Source organism: Flavobacterium plurextorum (assembly GCF_024638035.1).
Classification (GTDB): Bacteria; Bacteroidota; Bacteroidia; order Flavobacteriales; family Flavobacteriaceae; genus Flavobacterium; species Flavobacterium plurextorum.
This window is the reverse complement of the sequence record NZ_CP100442.1, coordinates 325,111-346,259: the sequence shown is the minus strand read 5'-3', so window position 1 is coordinate 346,259 and position 21,149 is coordinate 325,111. Positions and strand designations below refer to the sequence as shown.

Genomic DNA, 21,149 nt, shown 5'->3' with positions numbered 1-21,149 from the left:
CCAAAAGTTACATCAAATTTCCTTTTACAATGTTTATTATAGAGCTTACAATATATTGAATTCCGATCGAGATAACTATAAAACCTACAATTCTTGAGATTGCAACAATTCCTGATGCTCCAAGGATTCGTGCTAGATAATGTGCGCTTTTTAAAATTAAAAAAATGGCAACGGCAATTGCTAGAATAGCTAGACATGAAATGATAATTTCTGTCATTTCATGATGCTCTTGATAAAATGCAATCAATAAAGAGATAGAACCTGGGCCAGCAAGCATTGGGATTGCTAATGGAGTAAGAGCAACATCATTTCTTTGTTGGGCGTCGGTTTCAACTTTTTTGTTGATTCCTCGTTTTTTATTAATTTTTCCAGAAAGTAATGAAAATCCCGAGTTTACAATCACAATACCTCCAGCAATCCGAAGTGCATCAATACTAATTCCAAAAAAGCTTAAGACATATTGGCCAATAAAAAAGGAAACAATTAAAATTATAAAAACATTTATAGCAGTCCATAACGAAATTCGAGAACGCTCCTCTTGAGAATCATGCTGTGTTAGTCCAACAAAAATAGGGACAGTACCAATTGGGTTTAATACAGAAAAAAGGGCGGCAAATAAATAAATGAATAAATCCATATAGTGTGGGTTAGTGAAGTAAAAATAATCAAAATTTAGTATTTTGAAACATATTAACTTTATGATATTGTTTTTAATAGTAGTAATTCTAAATCAATATCATAAAGCGAACCTCGTTCTTTTTAATTACTTTTGTAACATATTTAAAAATCAATGAAAAACAAAAAAACACTAGTTCTGGGAGCAACTACAAAACCAGAACGTTACGCTTTTAAAGCGATAAATATGCTCGTTCAAAAAGGACATACCGTTTTAGCAATTGGTCAAAATACAGGTGAAGTTGCGGGGGTGAAAATTTATACTAAAGCGATACCTGTTAAGAATATAGATACAGTTACACTTTATTTAAATCCAGCTCGTCAGCGCGATTATTACAATTATATTATTGAAGCGCAACCAAAAAGAGTAGTTTTTAATCCCGGAACCGAAAATCCTGAATTGTATCAATTGTTAGAATTAAATAATATAAAGGCAGAAGTTGCTTGTACGTTAGTATTATTGGCTACAAATCAATACTAGTTTCTTATAGTGCTTAATAGAGTTGTTTAAAGTTTTAATTCTGAATATCTTAGATGTATTGTTTGTCTGAGGCATAAAGAATATCAGAACAGTTAATAGATAAACATAAATATCGGATTTAGTTTTTCCAAAAATTACTAAACCATTACTTTTGTCATCATGGAATTTTCATCAAAATTAATAGAAAAAGCAGTCAATGAAATGTCGCAATTACCTGGAATAGGTAAGCGAACGGCATTACGATTGGTACTTCATTTATTAAAGCAACCTAAAGAGCAGACAGGCTTTTTGTCTCAAGCTTTGATAAATATGCGTGAGGATATTAAATTTTGTGAAAGCTGTCATAATATTTCAGATACAAAGGTTTGTGAAATTTGTGCAAATCAGCTGAGAAACCATCAGACAATTTGTGTAGTCGAAGATATTCGCGACGTTATGGCAATTGAAAATACGGGACAATATAAAGGGATCTATCATGTATTAGGCGGTAAAATTTCTCCAATCGAAGGAGTTGGACCTAGTCAGTTAAATATTTCTAGTTTAGTGGAAAAAGTAAGATCGGGGAAAGTGATCGAGATTATTTTTGCATTAAGTTCAACTATGGAAGGAGATACGACGAATTTTTATATTTATAAACAAATTGCGGATTCAGAAATCGTTTTGTCTACGATTGCAAGAGGAATATCTGTTGGAGATGAATTGGAATACGCCGATGAGATTACACTAGGCAGAAGTATTTTGCATCGAGTTCCGTTCGAAAAAACATTTAAAAATAATTAAGTTAATTCTTGTTAATTCTATCAATAAAGCTGTAGAAAAAGCTATATTTGTTGATAAAAAAAATAATGACAAGAATGTTCTTTTATTTATTGTTATCACTGAGCGTGTTATTTACATCCTGTATCCCGGTGAAAGACCTTACTTATCTGCAAGATAAAAACACATCTATTGAACAAAGTAAAGTTGCAGTTGTAGAATCAAAACCTTATCGACTCCAAGTAAATGATATTTTAAAAATTAACATAAAAGCAATTGATCCTAGACTGGTGTCGATTTTTAATACAACCGAAAATAATGTGGATGCTGTAAAATCTGAATCATCGTTGTATTTTGATGGTTTTACGGTTGATGATCATGGAAATATTCGAGTGCCTGTATTGGGAGAAATTAATGTAATAGGTTATACTCTAGAAGAAGTTCGTATTAAAATTGAAAAACAACTGCTTGAAGAGTATTTTAAAAGTGATGCAAATATTTTTGTAACTGCAAAATTGGCTGGTTTTAGATATACTATAAATGGAGAAGTGGGCAGCACGGGAACAAAAACGTTGTTTCAGGATCATGTAAATATTATGGAAGCTATTGCTAATTCAGGAGATATTACAACCGTTGGAAATAGAAAATCAGTAACCGTTATTCGTCAGACTGCAACAGGTGTTGAGATGAATGATATTGATTTGACAGATAAAAATGTAATGAAGTCACCTTACTATTATTTACAGCCAAACGATTATATATATGTCAAGCCGCTTAAACAAAAAACTTGGGGAACTGGTCAAACAGGAATCCAGTCTATTGGAACTATTATTGCCTTGCTGTCATTGGCAACTACGGTATATTTAATTATAAAAAATTAAAACATAATTCAGTAGATGCTAGATATAAAAGATTTTTCCTTTTTCGAGAATCATGCAAGTTTTGATTTTAAAGGTTTTTTATTAAAAATTGCAAGTTATTGGTAATGGTTTCTAGCTAGTTTAATAATTGCTTTCACAATTGCATATCAGGTTAATATTCGAAAAGAAAAAATATACGGATTGCAGACAATGATCTCAATTAAAGAAGAAAGAAATCCCTTTTTTACTTCAAATACAAGTTTAGTATTTAATTGGGGTGGTATTTCAGATCAGGTAAATGGAATTTCTACAGTCCTGCTGTCAAGATCACATAATGAGCAGGTTGTTGATAAGTTACAATTTTATATCGACTATTTACAACAAGGAAAGTACAATTTAATAGATTCTTACGGAGCTGTCCCTTTTTATGTAAGTATTGATAAAACGAAGGGGCAGCTTGCTAATACTTTAATAGGAATTAAATTTTTAAGCGAAACTGAATATCAAATTGAAATTCCTTTTGAAAATAATTCAGGTTCATTAATTAAATACTCTAGTAATTCGTATGAAACTACCTCTGTGGAGCCAGTTACATTTGTAAAAAAATATAAAGCTGGAGAACAGGTAGCTTTGCCTTTTTTAAATTGGAAATTACAAATTAATGACAATCCAGGTTTTTATAAAGGGAAAGAATATTTTGTAAAGTTTAATGACTTTGACAGTACGGTATCAAATTATAAAAGAATAAGCATTGATAGTGATAAAGGCGGCGGGTCTATATTGACCTTAGGGATGCAGGGTACAAATAAAGCAAGAATGGTTGAGTATTTAAACTCGACAGTGAAAATGCTGATTAAAATGCAGCTCGATGGTAAAAATCAATTTGCTAACAATACAATAGCTTTTATTGATAGTACGCTTGTCGCAATGGAGCATCAATTGAAAGAAACGGGTAATGAATTAAAATCTTTTAGAAAAGATAAAAATATATATAATATTGAAGATGGCGGGGTAAAAGTCTCAAATAAAATAATGGATTTTGATGTTGAAAAAGATCAAGTCACCAGAAAAATCTCTTATTATAATTCTTTAAAAACATATTTGAATAATAGTACAGATTATTCCAAGCTTCCAGCTCCATCAGTTGCTGGAATCGAAGACCCGAATATTGTTACTAATGTATCAAAGCTTATTATGCTTTCGACACAGCGTTCAGAAATGGCGTATGTGGTAAAAAGTGATAAGATTTTTAGAGATTTTGATAACCAAATGCAGGCCGTAAAAAGTGTTTTACTTGAAAATATATTATCTGCAAATGCTTTATTGTTAAATGATTTGTCGTTAGTAAATAGTAAAATAAGTCAGGCTGAAAGTACTGTGAAAAGACTTCCAGAAGAGCAACAGGAGCTGTTAAAAATTAAAAGAAAATATGATTTAAATGATAATATTTATACTGAATTTCTTCAAAAAAGAAATGAAGCAGAAATTGTAAAAGCATCAAATTTATCAGATATTCATTTTATTGACCCAGCAAAAGATATTGGCGAAGGATTAATTGGTCCAAAAACTTCTATAAATTATATATTAGCATTGTTTTTAGGTATTTTGATTCCTTTATTATTTGTGTTAGGAATTTTCTTTTTGAATAATTCTATCCAAAATATTGAAGATATTATTAAATTGACTGCTATTCCCGTAATTGGGGCTATAGGAGTTAATAAAGATGATGTAAAACTTGCAGTTTTTGATAAGCCAAAATCTGCTCTATCAGAAGCTTTCAGAGGAATTCGTTCTTCTTTACAGTTTTTGTATAAAAGACAACAAGTAAGTGGTTCGAAAACACTCATGGTTACTTCTTCGATAAGCGGTGAAGGAAAAACATTTTGTTCGATAAATATTGCTACAGTATTTGCATTAAGCGAAAAGAAAACAGTTATTGTTGGTTTGGATTTAAGAAAGCCAAAATTGGCTGATGAATTTAATTTAGGGAATAATCAGTTGGGTGTAGTAAGCTATTTAATAAAACAGAATACACTAGATGAAATTGTGAATAAAACGCAAATCACAAATTTAGATGTAATTCTTTCAGGACCTATCCCACCAAATCCTTCTGAGTTGATTTTAAGTGATTCAATGAGAGAATTGATTGAGGAGTTAAAGAAAAAGTATGATTATATTATTCTAGACACGCCTCCTGTTGGTTTGGTGTCAGATGCGTTAGAATTAGTTCAATATGCTGATGTTACTTTGTATATTGTCAGACAAAACTATACTAAAAAAGATATGATTACGTTGCTGAATAATAGAATCGAAAGAGGAGAGATAAGTAACGCCAGTATTATTTTGAACAGCTATGAAAACAAGGCTAAATATGGTTCAACATATGGATATGGTTACGGCTATGGTGCTTATGCCAATGGATATCATGATGAAGATAAGCAGAATGGAATTTTGAGTGCAATCTCTAATAAAATTAAGAAAAAATAATTATACGTATGAAAACTTCAAGTGAGAATACAATTTTAATAACTGGTGGAGCAGGTTTTATTGGCTCAAATTTATCTGAGTATTTTTTAGGATTGGGACATAAGGTGGTTTGTTTGGATAATTTTTCAACAGGTCATCGTCATAATCTAAAAGATTTTTTAGAGAATCCAAACTTCAGATTAATCGAAGGAGATATTAGAAATATTGAAGATTGTAATTTGGCAGTTGTTGGGGTTGATTATGTTTTGCATCAAGCAGCACTGGGATCTGTGCCAAGGTCAATAAATGATCCAATTACAACAAATGATGTAAATGTTTCTGGCTTCTTAAATATGTTAGTTGCTTCTCGAGATGCAAAAGTAAAACGTTTTATTTATGCGGCAAGCTCTTCTACATATGGAGACTCTGAAGGTCTTCCAAAAGTTGAAGATGTTATTGGGAAACCATTATCTCCGTATGCAATCACTAAATATGTAAACGAGTTATATGCGGAAATTTTTAGTAAAACATATGGTTTAGAAACTATAGGATTGCGTTATTTTAATGTTTTTGGAAGAAAACAAGATCCAAATGGTGCTTATGCGGCTGTTATACCTAAATTTGTGACCCAGTTAATGAATTATGAAAGTCCAGTAATTAATGGTGATGGTAATTATTCACGAGATTTTACTTATATTGATAATGTAATTCAGATGAATGAATTGGCGATGACGATTCAGGATGAAAAGGCTTTAAATACGGTTTATAATACTGCTTTTGGAGATCGTAATACGCTGAATGATTTAGTTAAGTATTTAAAAGAATATTTGTCTGAATTTGATGCCAAGATTGCTGATGTTGAAATTATATATGGAGTAAATAGAGCGGGTGATATACCTCATTCATTAGCCAGTATAGAAAAAGCAAAAAACATATTAGGATATAATCCGAAATTCTCTTTGCAACAAGGATTAAAAGAAGCAGTAAGCTGGTATTGGAATAATTTAAAATAAAATATAGAAAATAAAATAGTAAATGGAAGTTACAAAAATTTGCTGCATTGGTGCCGGATATGTAGGAGGGCCTACAATGGCTGTAATTGCACAAAAATGTCCACATATTCAAGTTACAGTTGTTGATTTGAACGAACAAAGAATTAAAGATTGGAATGATCCAAATACAGATAACATTCCAATTTATGAACCTGGACTTTCGGCAATTGTTGCTGAAGCCAGAGGAAGAAATCTTTTCTTCTCAACAGAAGTTGAAAAAGCAATTGATGAAGCTCAGGTTATTTTTATATCTGTAAATACACCAACTAAAACCTATGGTAAAGGTAAAGGAATGGCGGCAGATTTAAAATATATTGAATTATGCGCCAGACAAATTGCAAAAGTGGCTAAACAAAATAAAATAGTTGTAGAAAAGTCGACTTTACCAGTTCGAACAGCTGAAGCAATAAAAAGTATTTTAGATAATACAGGAAATGGAGTTCAGTTTCAAATATTGTCAAATCCTGAGTTTTTAGCGGAGGGAACAGCTGTTACAGATTTATTGAATCCAGATCGAATTTTAATCGGAGGAGATACGACTGCAGAAGGTCAAGCAGCTATTAATGCTCTTGTTGATGTTTATGCAAATTGGGTAAGTAAAGATAGAATTTTAACGACAAATGTATGGTCGTCAGAATTATCTAAATTAACAGCAAACGCATTTTTGGCACAACGTATTTCATCAATAAATGCAATGTCAGAGCTATGTGAAAAAACAGGCGCAGATGTTAATGAAGTTGCAAGAGCAATTGGTATGGACAGCCGAATTGGATCAAAATTTCTTAAAGCATCAGTTGGTTTTGGAGGTTCTTGTTTTCAAAAAGATATTTTGAACTTAGTGTATATCGCAAAGTCATATGGCTTAAATGAGGTGGCAGATTATTGGGAGCAGGTGATTATTATGAATGATCATCAAAAAAGAAGATTTTCAAATAAAATAGTTCAAACACTATACAATACAGTTGCAGACAAGAAAATTGCATTTTTAGGCTGGGCATTCAAGAAAGATACCAATGATACTCGTGAATCTGCGGCTATTTATGTGGCAGATGACTTAATTAATGAGCAAGCCAAAATTTCGGTTTTTGATCCTAAAGTCTCACAAAGTAAAATGTTGAGTGATTTAAATTATCTAGAAACAAGAACTGCAGAAGAAAATAATACTGCTTTAACTGTATTTGACGATGCTTACGACGCTTGTAATGGAGCACATGCCATTGCGGTTTTAACCGAATGGGATGAATTTACAGCTTACGATTGGAAGAGAATTTATGGCTCTATGCATAAACCGGCTTTTGTTTTTGATGGAAGAAATATATTAAACGCAAAAGAATTAGAAGCAATTGGATTTATTTATAGAGGAATTGGTTCTTAATTGAGTATTGGAACCGCGGTAAGAATAGAAGATAATGAATATAAATGTTGGTTTTGAATATTTTGTTTCAGTTTAAAGAAAAATTATGAATTGGTACGTAGTATATACAAAACCTAAGTGGGAAAAAAAGGTAGCAGAAAAGCTCACTCAAATTGGAGTTGAGTGCTATTGCCCTATAATTACTCAAGTAAAACAATGGTCAGACAGAAAGAAAAAAGTTGAAGTGCCGCTTTTTAATTCGTATGTTTTTGTGCAGTTAAAAGATTCTGATCGAAATTCTGTTTTTCAGATTGCGGGAGTAGTTAGGTATTTGTTTTGGCTGGGAAAGCCAGCAATCGTTCGTGACGAAGAAATAAAAAGTATTAAAGATAGTCTTAAGGCTTCTAATATTGCTGAAGTTTCTGTGAGTTCAATTCAAGTTGGAGATCGTATAAAGTTAGAATCAGGGGCTTTTAGTAATCAAAGTGCAATAGTTCAAGAAGTATCGAATACGCATTATATTTTGGTTCTTGAATCTTTAGGTTGTGTATTGAAGATTAAGTACAAGTAGAATAGGTCGTAAGTTAAGTAATTGAATAATGAAAAGCAGGAGTTGAAACTTCAAAAATGAAGTTTTATCTTCTGCTTTTTTTGAAATATAATTCCTTATAGGCTGATTAGTAGTTGATTGAAAAAACAAGTAACTTTTTATTTGTCAGATTTATTAGTATTACGGGAAACCGTATTGAATAAATTGACTTATTATCTTATATTTGCCGAAAATGAAATTAGAGTATCTGTGCCAAAATTATGTGGTTCAGAGTGGCGAAGCCGTGATTTGTGATGAATGAAACTTATAAAAAAGGAGTAGAATTGGAAGAAAACATAAAAATAGCTGTTATTGGTTTAGGTTATGTTGGCTTGCCACTGGCGAGACTATTTGCTACAAAATACTCGGTTGTTGGGTTTGATATAAACAAATCAAGGGTCAAAAGTTTAAACTCTGGAATAGATTCAACTTTAGAAGTTGATGTTGATACTTTAAAAAAAGTACTGTTAGATAAACCTGCTGATGAAATTGGTCTATTCTGCACAGATTCACTAGAGGATATTTCAGATTGTAATTACTTCATCGTAACTGTTCCTACTCCAGTCGATAAAAATAATCGTCCAGATTTAACACCCTTATATAAGTCAAGTGAGTCGGTTGGTAAAGTGTTAAAAAAAGGAGATGTTGTAATCTACGAATCAACGGTTTATCCTGGTGTAACTGAAGAACAATGTGTTCCGGTTTTAGAAAAAATCTCTGGATTAAAATTTAATGATGATTTTTTCGCAGGATATTCACCAGAAAGAATCAATCCAGGCGATAAAGAGCATACTGTTGAAAAAATTTTAAAAGTAACTTCTGGCTCAACCCCTGAAATAGGCTTGAAAGTTGATTCTCTTTACAAATCTGTAATCACGGCAGGTACTCACTTAGCCCCAACCATTAAAGTTGCAGAAGCAGCTAAAGTTATCGAAAATTCTCAAAGAGATATAAATATTGCATTTGTTAATGAATTAGCCAAAATATTCAATTTAATGAATATTGATACGCAAGAAGTATTGGCTGCAGCAGCAACAAAATGGAATTTTTTACCATTTAAACCAGGACTTGTTGGAGGGCACTGTATTGGTGTAGATCCTTATTACTTAGCACAAAGAGCACAAGAATTTGGATATCATCCTGAAATAATTTTGGCTGGACGACGTTTAAATGATAGCATGGGAGAATATGTGGCTTCACAAATAGTGAAGCTGATGATAAAAAAAGGCATTTCAGTCAACGGAGCAGAGTTATTAATGCTTGGAATTACGTTTAAAGAAAATTGTCCCGATGTTCGGAATACAAAGATTGTTGACGTAATAAAAGCATTAAAAGAATACGGAATAGTGGTTACTATTTTTGATCCTTTAGCTAGTCCAGAGGAAGTTAATAGAGAATATAGCTTAAAGACTATTAATTATATTCCTGAGCAAAAATTTGATGCATTGGTATTAGGGGTAGCTCATTCTGAGTTTCTTCAAATAGAGTTTTCAAATTTGCAAAAAGAGAAAAGTTTAATTTATGATGTAAAAGGAGTTTTAGGATCTTTAGCTGACAATAGGCTTTAATTCTAGAATTCTTTTTCTTATTTAAAATATATGAGTTCAGATAAATCCATTACACATGTAATCCTTACAGGAGGAGTTGGAAGTCGTTTATGGCCGCTTTCTCGTAAAAGTCGTCCAAAACAATACCTTGAAATATTTGAAGGGAAATCTTTGTTTGAAATGACTGTTGAGCGCAATAGCCATTTAGCTAATAAAGTAATGGTTGTTGGGAATATTGATAATCATCAATTGAGCGGAAAAGTAATGGATAAAACCAATACTTCTTATGTAAATATTGTTGAAGCAACTCCACGAAATACAGCAGCGGCAATTGCTTTTGCAGCATTTGCATCAAATCCAGAAGACATTTTAATTATAACTCCATCAGATCATATTATTGATCAAATGGAAAATTATAATCAAGCTATTTCTGAAGCAGTAGCGAAGGCTAATGAAGGTTTTATAGTTACTTTCGGTGTTATACCAACTAAGCCAGAAACAGGCTATGGTTACATTGAAGCAAAAGGCGATAATGTTATTTCTTTTCGTGAAAAACCAAACGAAACTACAGCTAAGGAATTTATTGCAAAAGGTAATTTCTTATGGAATAGTGGAATGTTTTGTTTTAAAGCAAATGTTTTATTAGAAGAATTGCAGAAGTTTCAGCCAGATGTATACGAAAAAGCTAAAGAAGTTTGGGAAGCATCGAAAGAGGGATTTTTAGATTTTGACCTCTCCATGCAAATACCATCTATTAGTATTGATTATGCGGTAATGGAGCGAAGTAAAAAAATTAAAGTGGTTCCAGCTTCCTTTTCATGGTCTGATTTAGGTTCTTTTGAATCGATATATGAGTACTTAATTTCAAAAGGACATCCAATTGATACTAATGGTAACATGGTGATCGGATGTGATAGTCATACCACTTTCTTGGGATTGAAAAACACTATTTTTGTACATACTCCTACAGCTAATCTAATTCTTCATAAAGAAAATTCACAAGACGTTAAGGATGTGTATAATGAATTGGAAAAACAAAATTCAGATTTATTAAATTAAAATAAAATGGCAAAAAAAATTCTTATCACTGGCGGTGCTGGTTTTATTGGTTCTCACGTAGTAAGGCGTTTTGTAACTAAATATCCAGAATATCAAATTTTCAATTTAGATGCATTGACGTATGCTGGAAATTTGGAGAATATAAAAGATATTGAGAATAATTCAAATTATACTTTCGTAAAAGGCGATATTGTTGATGAAAATTTTATAAATGAACTTTTTAGCCTTCATAGTTTCGACGGAGTTTTGCATTTAGCAGCAGAATCTCATGTAGATCGTTCTATTGAAGACCCTTTAGCATTTGTAAAAACAAACGTAATTGGTACAATGAATTTGCTAAACGCTGCAAAAAAGCAATGGAAAGGCAATTTTGAAGGTAAACGTTTTTATCATATTAGTACAGACGAAGTATATGGCTCGCTAGGGGCAGAGGGACTTTTTACAGAAACAACTCCTTATGATCCCAATTCTCCTTATTCAGCGTCAAAAGCGAGTTCAGATCATTTTGTAAGAGCTTATGGAGAAACATATGGCTTGCCTTATGTTCTAACAAACTGCTCAAATAATTATGGCTCATATCATTTTCCTGAAAAATTAATTCCGCTTTTTATCAATAATATTATAAATAATAAGTCTCTTCCGGTTTATGGTGATGGTAATTATACACGTGATTGGCTATTTGTAGAAGATCATGCTATTGCCATTGATTTAGTTTTTCATAAAGGGAAGAATCATGAAACCTATAATATTGGAGGATTTAATGAGTGGAAGAACATTGATTTGGTAAAATTATTGTGCCAAATAATGGATAAAAAGTTAGAAAGAAAAGAAGGGACTTCTCACGAGTTAATTACTTATGTAAAAGACAGACCAGGTCATGATTTACGATATGCAATTGATGCTTCCAAAATTAATAAAGAATTAGGATGGAAACCAACTGTAACTTTTGAAGAAGGATTAGAGAAAACTATTAATTGGTACTTGACTCATGAAGAATGGTTACAGAATGTTACCTCAGGGGCCTACAAAGATTATTATCAAAAGCAATATTCGTAAACTTTAAAATGTTTTTTAAACCAATCAAGGGTTAAATTTTATTCCAAATATGAAAAAGATACTATACGTTATTACACTTTTTTTTGTTTTGTTGCTAACAGTTGATGTTAATGCCCAGGATATTATAAAATCTAAGGATTTAAGCACCATTAAAGTAGATTATTTATCAGATGATGAGATTGCTAAAATTATTTCGCAATTGAAAAGTAACAATGCCACTATTAACGATGTTGAATCAATGGCACTATCAAAAGGGATGAGCCAAGCAGAGTTTGATAAGTTGAGAACTCGTATTGCAACCTACGAAAAGAAGAATAGTCCAGATAAAGATAAAAATAAAAATAAGGATCAAGAGGCTCAATCAAAAAAAACGGATAAGGATACTGAGTTTGGCAGAAAACAAGAAAAGATTAAAAATGAAAAAATAAAAGATTCTTTAAATGCATTAATTTTCGGGTCTGAACTGTTTGATAATCCAACGCTTAATTTTGAACCTGATTTAAAAATGGCAACGCCTGTAAATTATATTCTAGGTTCAGGTGATAAATTAGAAGTAAGTGTATATGGTATTCAACAATTTGATGATACCATTTCTGTAAATTTTGAAGGTAAAGTAAATATTCAAAATGTTGGTCAGATAGCAGTTGGAGGCATGTCAATTGAAGCCGCTACCCAAAAAATTAAGGCAGCTATTGCCAGGGTATATACTACGGTTCGATATGGGCAATCCCAGGTAAGTGTTATTTTAAGTGATATAAGAACAATTAAAGTCACAATTGTTGGGGGGAAACAGCCAGGAAATTATTCTATTTCTTCTCTTGCTTCTGTTTATAACGCCTTGCATTTGGCTGGAGGACCAGGGAAAAATGGGAGTTATAGAAATATAGAATTAATTCGAAATAACAAAGTGTATCGAAGTATAGATATCTATAAGTTTTTGGTAAAAGGAGATCAGTCTGATAATGTAAATTTAAGAGATAACGATGTGATTCGAATCCCGGCTTATACACAAAGAGTAACTGTTGAAGGAGAAGTGAAGAGACCTGGAATATTCGAAATGAAAAAAGGTGAAAAATTTTCTGATTTATTGAGTTTTGCTTCGGGATTTAATGAATTTGCTTATACTGCATCAGTAAATGTATTGCAAAAAACGGGAAAAGAATTTAAAGTGCATGATATCAACGAAAGTGAGTATAATTCATACTTACCTCAATCAGGAGATGTCTTTAAAGTGACCAAAATCTTAAATCGATTTGAAAATCGTATTAAAATTGAAGGAGCTGTTTTTAGACCCGATTATTATTCTTACAATGTAGGAATGAGAATCTCAGATCTTGTTACAAGAGCGGAAGGCTTAAAAGAAGATGCTTATACAAAACGAGCTAGAATTATTCGTTTAAAAACAAATTTAACCACAGAAATTGTAAATGTAGATTTAAGTGCAGCGTTATCAGGGGATTTAGATGCAGATATTGAATTAAAAAGAGAAGATGTTGTTACAGTATATTCTATTTTAGATTTTAGAGAAGAATATAAAGTTACGATTGATGGTGAAGTAAAGAATCCTGGTGAATATGACTACTTTGATAATTTAACGCTAAACGATTTAGTAGTTCAAGTTGGTGGTTTAACAGGTTCGGCTTCTAAGAGAGTGGAGATTGCCAGAATGGTAAAGTCGGATGTTATAGATGACGCTGATCCAAAGAAAATAGAATTAGTTGAGCTTGAAATTACGGCAGAGAATAATGAACAGGTTAAGAATTTTGCTTTGAAGCCTTTTGACGTGATTAACATTCGTAAAATGGCAGTGTACGAAAAACCAGAAATGGTTAAAGTGAGCGGTGCAGTTACCTATCCAGGAAAATATGTTTTGGCTAATAAAAAAGAAACCGTTTATAATGTAGTAATGAGAGCTGGAGGGCTTACGTCAATTGCTAATCTAGATGGGATGAAAATTAAACGACCAATTAAAGAAGAGCAAATTGAACAATTAGAAAGTATCAATTTGAATCTTGATAAAAAGCAACTTACAGAAGAGGGAAAAGAAATAAATGTAAAAGAAACTGTAAAAGAAAGAGACACGCTTAGTTCAAAATTGTCTAAAAAATTGAGAGATGAGTTAAAGTATGCTACGATTCCAGTAAATTGGGAAAAAATTGTTAAAGATAAAAATCATTATTCAAATGTTACGTTGTTCCCAGGTGATGAAATCGAAGTTGCAATTTATAACGAAGGGGTAAAAGTAACAGGTAATGTATTGTTAACTTCTGAGATTCCCTACAGAAGTGGAAAAGGATTCAAATATTATATAAACTCTGTTGGAGGTGTTGACAATAAAGGATGGAAGAAAAAAGCTTATATTATTTACCCAAATGGAAAAGCGGCGGTAACGAGATCATTTTTATTTTTTAGGTCTTACCCAAAGGTGGAACCGGATTCTCAAATTGTAGTTCCTGAGAAGCCATTAACTAAGAAAATGTCTGCGGGGGAATGGGTTGGTATAGGAAGTGTAATTTCAAGTTTAGCATTGTTAATTGTAACTGCTTTTAAATAAATTAGGTTCTTAATGGAAAAAAAACATAGGGATGACGCTTATGATAACGATGAAATGTCGTTAAAAAAATTACTGCAAACAATAGGAGAGTGGTTTTCATATTTAATTTTACAATGGAAAATTATTGTATTGGCTGGAATTACGGGAGCAATTATGGGACTTACATATTCCATTTTAAAAAAAACAATGTATACAGCTTCACTGTCTTTTGCATTGGAAGATGAGAAAAATGGTGGGGGGCTTGGTGGTGCATTGGGTTTAGCTAGTTCTTTTGGTTTAGATTTAGGAGGTAGTGGTGGCGGAATTTTTACAGGATCTAATCTTCCAGAATTGTTTAAATCTCGAACAATGGTTGAAGCAAGTTTGATGAGACCTGTTACAGTTGATGGTAAAACAATTTCATTAGCTGAAATGTATATTCAAAATAATGGATTACGAAAAAAATGGAACGAAAACCCTAAATATAAAAATATACAATTTTTGCCAGGAGAAGATCGCAAACTTTTTACTCGTTTGCAAGACAGTATTTTGGGAGCCATTTATGAAGATTTATTAAAAGGAACTTTGGATGTTGGTCAAAAGGATAAGAAAGTTAATATAATTAGTATTGATGTTTCTTCTTCGAATGAGCTTTTTTCGAAGTTTTTTTGTGAGACTTTAGCACAACAGGTTGGAAAGTTTTATATTGAAACGAAAAGTCAAAAAGCTAGAAGTAATATGGCGATTTTAGAACATCAAGTTGATTCTATTAGAGGCGAACTTAATGGTGCAATTACAGGAGTAGCCATTGCTAATGATAATACGTTTAACTTAAATCCTGCTCTTAATGTACGTCGTGCGCCTTCAGCGAGAAGACAAGTGGATGTACAAGCTAATACAGCAATATTAACTGAATTAGTTAAACAAGCGGAATTAGCAAAAGTGACTTTAAGAAAAGAAACACCTTTGATTCAAGTAATTGATAGGCCAATTTTACCTTTAGAGAAAAAAAGGTTTGCTAAAGCTAAAGGAATAGTTTTAGGTGGCTTTTTATTTGGTTTTGTAGCGATTTTTATATTGATTGTTAAAAGAGGATTAAAACAAATTTTTAAATAGTTTTTGGAAGTGAATTTAGATAAGAAAATATATATTGCTGGTCATAACGGAATGGTAGGAAGTGCAATCTGGAGGGTATTAGAATCAAAAGGATATAGAAATTTGATTGGAAGGTCCAGTAAAGAATTGGATTTGCGAAATCAACAGGATGTTAATGCTTTTTTTGTTTTAGAAAAACCAGAAGTTATCGTTGATGCAGCAGCAAAAGTTGGTGGAATATTAGCAAATAATGATTATCCGTATCAATTTATAATGGAGAATATGCAAATTCAAAATAATTTAATTGATGGAGCTCATAAAAATGAAGTTGAAAAGTTTATTTTTCTTGGCAGTTCTTGCATTTATCCAAAATTAGCTTCGCAGCCATTAAAGGAGGAGTATTTACTTTCTGATTATTTGGAACCAACTAACGAGTGGTATGCTATCGCTAAAATTGCTGGAGTAAAAGCTTGTCAAGCAATTCGTAAACAATTTGAAAAGGACTATGTAAGTTTAATGCCAACTAACCTTTATGGGACACATGACAACTTTGATTTGAAAACCTCTCATGTTTTGCCTGCCATGATTCGTAAATTTCACGATGCAAAATTAAATGCGAATGCGCCTGTATTATTATGGGGTAGTGGTACCCCCATGAGAGAATTTTTATTCGTAGATGATATGGCAGAAGCTGTAGTCTTTGCACTAGAAAATAAATTGCCTGAATATTTATATAATGTAGGTACTGGAGTTGATTTAACAATTAAAGAATTAGCAGAAATTATTCAAAAAATTGTAGGACATAAAGGAGAAATAGTATGGGATAATACTAAACCTGATGGTACACCAAGAAAATTGATGGATGTTTCAAAAATGCAACAGTTGGGATGGAAACATAAAGTTGTTTTAGAGAAAGGAATTCAAAAAACGTATGATTGGTTTTTAGAAAACGAAGGAAAATATAAAGAAGTTAAATTGTAAAAAAGTGTTATATAATAAAGCGATTAATTTATAATGTGCTCTAGAAATTATAACGTATTGATATAAATAAAAATGAAAATAGCTCTTATTACTGGAATTACAGGTCAAGATGGATCTTATTTGGCTGAATTATTATTAGAAAAAGGATATCAAGTGCATGGTATTAAACGACGTGCATCTTCTTTTAATACACAGAGAATTGATCACATTTATCAGGATCAACATGAAGCACATGTGAATTTTAAATTGCATTATGGTGATTTAACTGATTCAACGAATATTATAAGAATTATTCAGGAAGTACAGCCTGATGAAATTTATAATTTGGGAGCTATGTCTCATGTTAAAGTTTCTTTTGATTCACCCGAATATGTTGCAAATGTTGATGGGTTAGGAACATTACGAATTTTAGAGGCGGTAAGAATATTAGGACTGGAAAAAAAGACTAAAATTTATCAAGCTTCAACTTCAGAACTTTACGGAGGTTTGGCAGAAAATAAAAATGAAAAAGGTTTTTATGATGAGAACTCACCATTTTACCCTCGATCTCCTTATGGTGCAGCAAAAATATATGGATTTTGGATAACGAAAAATTATCGAGAAGCTTATAATATGTATGCTTGTAATGGTATTTTGTTCAATCATGAGTCTCCAAGACGTGGTGAAACTTTTGTGACGCGTAAAATTACGATGGCAACTGCAGCAATTGCTAAAGGCAAGCAGGAATGTGTATATCTAGGGAATCTAAATTCGCAAAGAGATTGGGGACATGCAAAAGACTATGTGGAAGCAATGTGGAGAATTTTACAGCAAGATGTAGCAGAAGATTACGTAATTGCAACAGGTGTTACTACTTATATCAGAGATTTTGTTATTATGGCTTTTGCTGAAGTAGGTATTGAATTAATGTTCGAAGGTCAAAATGAAAATGAAACAGCTAAAGTTGTGTCTTGTAGTGATCCTTTATATCAATTAGAAATAGGCCAAGTTGTTGTTCGCGTAGATCCAGAATATTATCGTCCAACGGAGGTAGATTTGCTAATTGGTGATCCAACCAAATCTAAAAAACTAGGTTGGGAACCCAAATATGATTTAGCTTCATTAGTTAAAGAAATGATAGAAAGCGATTTGAAATTATACTAAATGAAAATTTAATAGTTTGAAGTAAGTAAACTTCTTTGAATTATTTTTGAATAAAACAGTCAGTGATTAAAAAATATTTTAGAAGAAATAATTTAAATCGTTCTCAAAAAGCTAATTTTAATATTATACTGTCTATCTTCTTTAAAGGAGGAAGTATTGCATTACAATTAGTTCTGGTTTCTTTAACAGTTAATTACATTAAACCTGATGTATATGGTGTGTGGTTGACCGTATCCTCTCTAGTTGGATGGATTGCTATATTTGACATTGGAATTGGAAATGGTTTAAGAAATAAACTATCAGAGAGTTTAGCAAAGAATGATTTTAAAAAAGCTCGTATTTATGTAAGTACTACCTACGCAATAATTGGCATAATTGCGATAATTTTTATTGTTTTGTACTTTTTGGTAAGTCCATTTGTTAGTTGGCAAAATGTTTTTAATTCTAGTTTTATTCCGGAAAAAGAACTTTATAGAGTAGTTACCGTTGTTTCTCTTTGCTTTTTGTTGAAATTTGTTACTGATATTATTAATATAGTTGCAGCCTCATTTCAAATGGTCTCAATTAGTTCTATATTGTTATTTATTAGTAATGTTGCTCTGACAGGAGCTGTTTGGATATTAACTAAAACAACACATGCTAATTTAGTTTTGTTAGCGTTGTGTTTATCTTTTTTCCCTGTAGTAATTTCCCTTGTAGCAACTTTCTATTTATTCAAGAAAAATTTTAAGCTTGTTTCCCCATCTCTAAAAGCGGTTGATTTTAAAGAATCTAAAAGTATAATGAGTTTAGGTTCCCAGTTCTTTATATTACAAATTATAACTTTAATTGTTTTTCAGACAGATAATATTTTAATCGCACAGCTTTTTCATCCTTCGGATGTAACTGATTTTAATATTTCTTATAAATACTTCAATATTGTAAGTATGTTTTTTACGATTCTAATAGCTCCATATTGGACTGCTTTTACTGAGGCATTTTTTAAAAATGAATATGTTTGGATTGAGAAGACTATCAATACTTTGATAAAGTATTGGTTTTACAGTATAATTGTCTTAATTATTATGATTTTTTATGCGAAATACATTATTAAACTTTGGGTTGGAAATGCAGTTATTGTTTCTTTACCGTTGTCTTTGTCTATTTGTTTATATATTGTTGTCTTTAACTGGAATAGTATATTTGCTAGTTTTCTTAATGGAGTTGGAAAGATTCGTATTCAGATTATATGTGCAATTGTTATGGGGATTGTAAATATACCACTATCTATTTTTTTTGTTCGTGTTTTAAAATTTGGCATTTTTGCAATGCCAGCATCTAATTTTATATGTTTAAGTATCGGAGCTATAATTTGTTTTATTCAATATAAAAAAATAATTAAGAATGTTGCAAAGGGTATATGGAATAAGTAAGTTTATATATAGAAAATTATTTTTTTTGTCCCGAAGACAAAACCATAATATGATAGTGGGGAGTAATGTTCTATTGCCAAATAAGATTTGTATTGAAAATCATGGATCTATTAGTAGTATCGTAATTGGAGATAATAATGAATTTTGTGATGATTTTCATATAAGATGTTTTGAAAAAGGAATTGTAAAAATTGGCAGTTATAATTGGACAAGCTTAAGAACCCAAATAGTATGTGCAAATAGTGTTGAAATAGGTAGTTTTTGTATGTTCGGTAGAGATGTATATATCAGTGATAGTAATGAGCATCCAGTTGACCCAATTGAAAGATTGAATTCGACAAAAAAATTTTGGAGCAACAGAGTCGTTAATAGATACTACCAAGTCGATAATGCTCCGGTTACAATTGGTAATAATGTCTGGGTTGGAGAACGAGCAATAATATTAAAAGGAGTTTCAATTGGAGACAATTCCGTAATTGCGGCAGGTTCAGTTGTTACCAAAAATGTACCTGAAAATTCTATTGTTGGGGGAAATCCTGCTAAAGTTATTAAAATCCTAGAATAATAAAAAATAAGAATTATGTTTAAAATACCAGTTTATCAACCGTTGCTTAATGGTAATGAAAAAAAGTATGTTAATGAGTGTCTAGATTCAACTTGGATTTCCTCGAAAGGGAGGTTTATAAATGATTTTGAAAATTCTTTTTCAGAATACATTAACGTAAAACACTCTACTACAGTTTCAAATGGTACTGTAGCTATACATCTTGCTTTATTGGCATTAGGAATTGGGGAAGGTGATGAGGTAATTGTTCCTACCTTAACTTACATTGCATCTGTAAATTCAATTGCTTACACAGGTGCGAAGCCTGTATTTGTAGATTCTCTTGCGGATAGTTGGCAAATTGATTCAGAAGATGTGAGAAGAAAAATTACTCCAAATACAAAGGCGGTTATGGCAGTGCATTTGTATGGACATCCTTGTGATATGGATGCTTTATTAGCTATCTGTAAAGAGCATAACCTATTCCTTATAGAAGATTGTGCAGAAGCGATAGGTACTACTTATAAAGGAAAACATGTGGGAACTTTTGGAGATATTTCTACTTTTAGTTTTTTTGGAAATAAAACCATTACAACAGGTGAAGGAGGTATGGTTGTAACTAATGATGATACTCTATATGATCGTGCTGTACACTTTAAAGGACAAGGTTTAGCTAAGCATAGACAGTATTGGCACGATGTAATTGGATATAACTACAGAATGACTAATATTTGTGCTGCAATTGGTTTGGCTCAAATGGAGAATATTGATACAGTTCTAAAGCAAAAAGCAAAAATTGCTGATACTTATAAGTCTCTACTTAAAGATACTTCAGTTGAGTTTCATGATTCAGGTAGTAAAGATGTTTATCATTCATATTGGATGTGTTCCATTTTACTAAAAGATGCTAAAGAACGAGAGAATTTACGTAAACATTTAGATGAAAATGGTATAGAAACTCGCCCTTTATTTTATCCTGTCCATACAATGCCTATGTATTCTGATAAATACCAGCGACACCCAATTGCAGAGAATATAGGTTGGAGAGGAATTAATTTACCTAGTTATCCAGGTTTAACTGATGAGGATATCCGATTTATATGTGATAAAATAAAAGAAGTAGTTTCTTAATATGTTTGTTGAAGTTACAAATGAAAATATTGAACTGTTAGAAGATTTTATTTCTTCTATGGGAAATAGTAATGAATCATTTCGTTATTATAATAAACGAACAATAAGCAGTGTTGAAAATCACTTAGTTACTATTTTGTTGATTGTAAATGAGATACCAGTTGGCTATGGCCACTTAGATCGTGATGGTGATAAAATTTGGCTTGGGATTGCAATTTCGGAAAATTATAGAGGTAAAGGAGGGGGAAATCTGATAATGGACTATTTAATGACGCAGGCATATAAATTAAATTTGTCAAAAATTAATTTATCAGTTGACAGAGATAATTACCCCGCGATTAAATTATATAAGAAATTTGGTTTTTCACAAATCGATGAAGTAAATGATGTTTTATTTTTAGCTTCTAATCTTTAA

Annotated in this window: 18 protein-coding genes and 1 pseudogene; 18 read left to right on the top strand and 1 reads right to left on the bottom strand. The window is 31.6% G+C overall.

Translation table 11 applies throughout. The features are described 5' to 3' along the window. Positions 1–7: 7 nt before the first annotated feature. Positions 8–637, bottom strand: a complete 630-nt coding sequence (locus tag NLG42_RS01655; protein ID WP_089055316.1) for a MarC family NAAT transporter — start codon at positions 635–637, stop codon at positions 8–10. A 153-nt stretch (positions 638–790) separates the two neighbouring features. Between NLG42_RS01655 and NLG42_RS01650 the strand changes: the two genes are divergently transcribed. From NLG42_RS01650 to NLG42_RS01565, 18 genes and pseudogenes are all read left to right on the top strand, one after another. Further along, positions 791–1,156: a CoA-binding protein gene (locus tag NLG42_RS01650; protein ID WP_089055315.1), complete on the top strand. Its 366-nt coding sequence runs from the start codon at positions 791–793 to the stop codon at positions 1,154–1,156. A gap of 159 nt (positions 1,157–1,315) precedes the next feature. Then, positions 1,316–1,936 carry a recombination mediator RecR gene (recR, locus tag NLG42_RS01645; RefSeq protein ID WP_129054127.1) on the top strand — a complete coding sequence of 207 codons (621 nt, stop codon included), beginning with the start codon at positions 1,316–1,318 and terminating at the stop codon, positions 1,934–1,936. 65 nt (positions 1,937–2,001) lie between these two features. Then, positions 2,002–2,793: a polysaccharide biosynthesis/export family protein gene (locus NLG42_RS01640; protein WP_257682842.1), complete on the top strand. Its 792-nt coding sequence runs from the start codon at positions 2,002–2,004 to the stop codon at positions 2,791–2,793. 15 nt (positions 2,794–2,808) lie between these two features. Continuing rightward, positions 2,809–5,259, top strand: a pseudogene (locus tag NLG42_RS01635) (polysaccharide biosynthesis tyrosine autokinase). Between the two features lie 8 nt (positions 5,260–5,267). Beyond that, the gene (locus tag NLG42_RS01630) at positions 5,268–6,251 is read left to right on the top strand and encodes an SDR family oxidoreductase (protein WP_257682841.1); all 984 of its coding nucleotides are present in this window, start codon (positions 5,268–5,270) and stop codon (positions 6,249–6,251) included. Positions 6,252–6,273: 22 nt separating this feature from the next. Then, positions 6,274–7,665 (top strand): UDP-glucose 6-dehydrogenase, encoded by a 1,392-nt coding sequence (locus NLG42_RS01625; RefSeq protein ID WP_257682840.1) that lies wholly within the window; start codon positions 6,274–6,276, stop codon positions 7,663–7,665. An 85-nt stretch (positions 7,666–7,750) separates the two neighbouring features. Next, a complete protein-coding gene (locus NLG42_RS01620) occupies positions 7,751–8,215 on the top strand; it encodes a UpxY family transcription antiterminator (RefSeq protein WP_257682839.1) in 465 nt (154 codons plus the stop codon). A 272-nt stretch (positions 8,216–8,487) separates the two neighbouring features. Then, positions 8,488–9,801 carry a nucleotide sugar dehydrogenase gene (locus tag NLG42_RS01615; protein ID WP_257682838.1) on the top strand — a complete coding sequence of 438 codons (1,314 nt, stop codon included), beginning with the start codon at positions 8,488–8,490 and terminating at the stop codon, positions 9,799–9,801. Positions 9,802–9,831: 30 nt separating this feature from the next. Beyond that, the gene (locus NLG42_RS01610) at positions 9,832–10,839 is read left to right on the top strand and encodes a mannose-1-phosphate guanylyltransferase (RefSeq protein WP_257682837.1); all 1,008 of its coding nucleotides are present in this window, start codon (positions 9,832–9,834) and stop codon (positions 10,837–10,839) included. 6 nt (positions 10,840–10,845) lie between these two features. Further along, positions 10,846–11,895, top strand: a complete 1,050-nt coding sequence (gene rfbB, locus NLG42_RS01605) for a dTDP-glucose 4,6-dehydratase (RefSeq protein WP_257682836.1) — start codon at positions 10,846–10,848, stop codon at positions 11,893–11,895. A gap of 49 nt (positions 11,896–11,944) precedes the next feature. After that, the gene (locus NLG42_RS01600) at positions 11,945–14,449 is read left to right on the top strand and encodes an SLBB domain-containing protein (protein WP_257682835.1); all 2,505 of its coding nucleotides are present in this window, start codon (positions 11,945–11,947) and stop codon (positions 14,447–14,449) included. A gap of 12 nt (positions 14,450–14,461) precedes the next feature. Further along, a complete protein-coding gene (locus NLG42_RS01595; protein WP_257682834.1) occupies positions 14,462–15,544 on the top strand; it encodes a lipopolysaccharide biosynthesis protein in 1,083 nt (360 codons plus the stop codon). A gap of 9 nt (positions 15,545–15,553) precedes the next feature. Then, positions 15,554–16,504, top strand: a complete 951-nt coding sequence (locus NLG42_RS01590; protein WP_257682833.1) for a GDP-L-fucose synthase family protein — start codon at positions 15,554–15,556, stop codon at positions 16,502–16,504. A 72-nt stretch (positions 16,505–16,576) separates the two neighbouring features. Then, positions 16,577–17,647: a GDP-mannose 4,6-dehydratase gene (gene gmd / locus NLG42_RS01585; RefSeq protein ID WP_257682832.1), complete on the top strand. Its 1,071-nt coding sequence runs from the start codon at positions 16,577–16,579 to the stop codon at positions 17,645–17,647. A gap of 62 nt (positions 17,648–17,709) precedes the next feature. Continuing rightward, a complete protein-coding gene (locus NLG42_RS01580; protein ID WP_257682831.1) occupies positions 17,710–19,059 on the top strand; it encodes an oligosaccharide flippase family protein in 1,350 nt (449 codons plus the stop codon). Between the two features lie 49 nt (positions 19,060–19,108). Then, positions 19,109–19,624, top strand: coding sequence for an acyltransferase (locus tag NLG42_RS24395; protein WP_307774297.1), 516 nt, complete (start codon positions 19,109–19,111; stop codon positions 19,622–19,624). A gap of 15 nt (positions 19,625–19,639) precedes the next feature. Continuing rightward, a complete protein-coding gene (locus NLG42_RS01570) occupies positions 19,640–20,734 on the top strand; it encodes a DegT/DnrJ/EryC1/StrS family aminotransferase (protein WP_257682830.1) in 1,095 nt (364 codons plus the stop codon). 1 nt (position 20,735) lies between these two features. Continuing rightward, positions 20,736–21,149, top strand: coding sequence for a GNAT family N-acetyltransferase (locus NLG42_RS01565; RefSeq protein WP_257682829.1), 414 nt, complete (start codon positions 20,736–20,738; stop codon positions 21,147–21,149).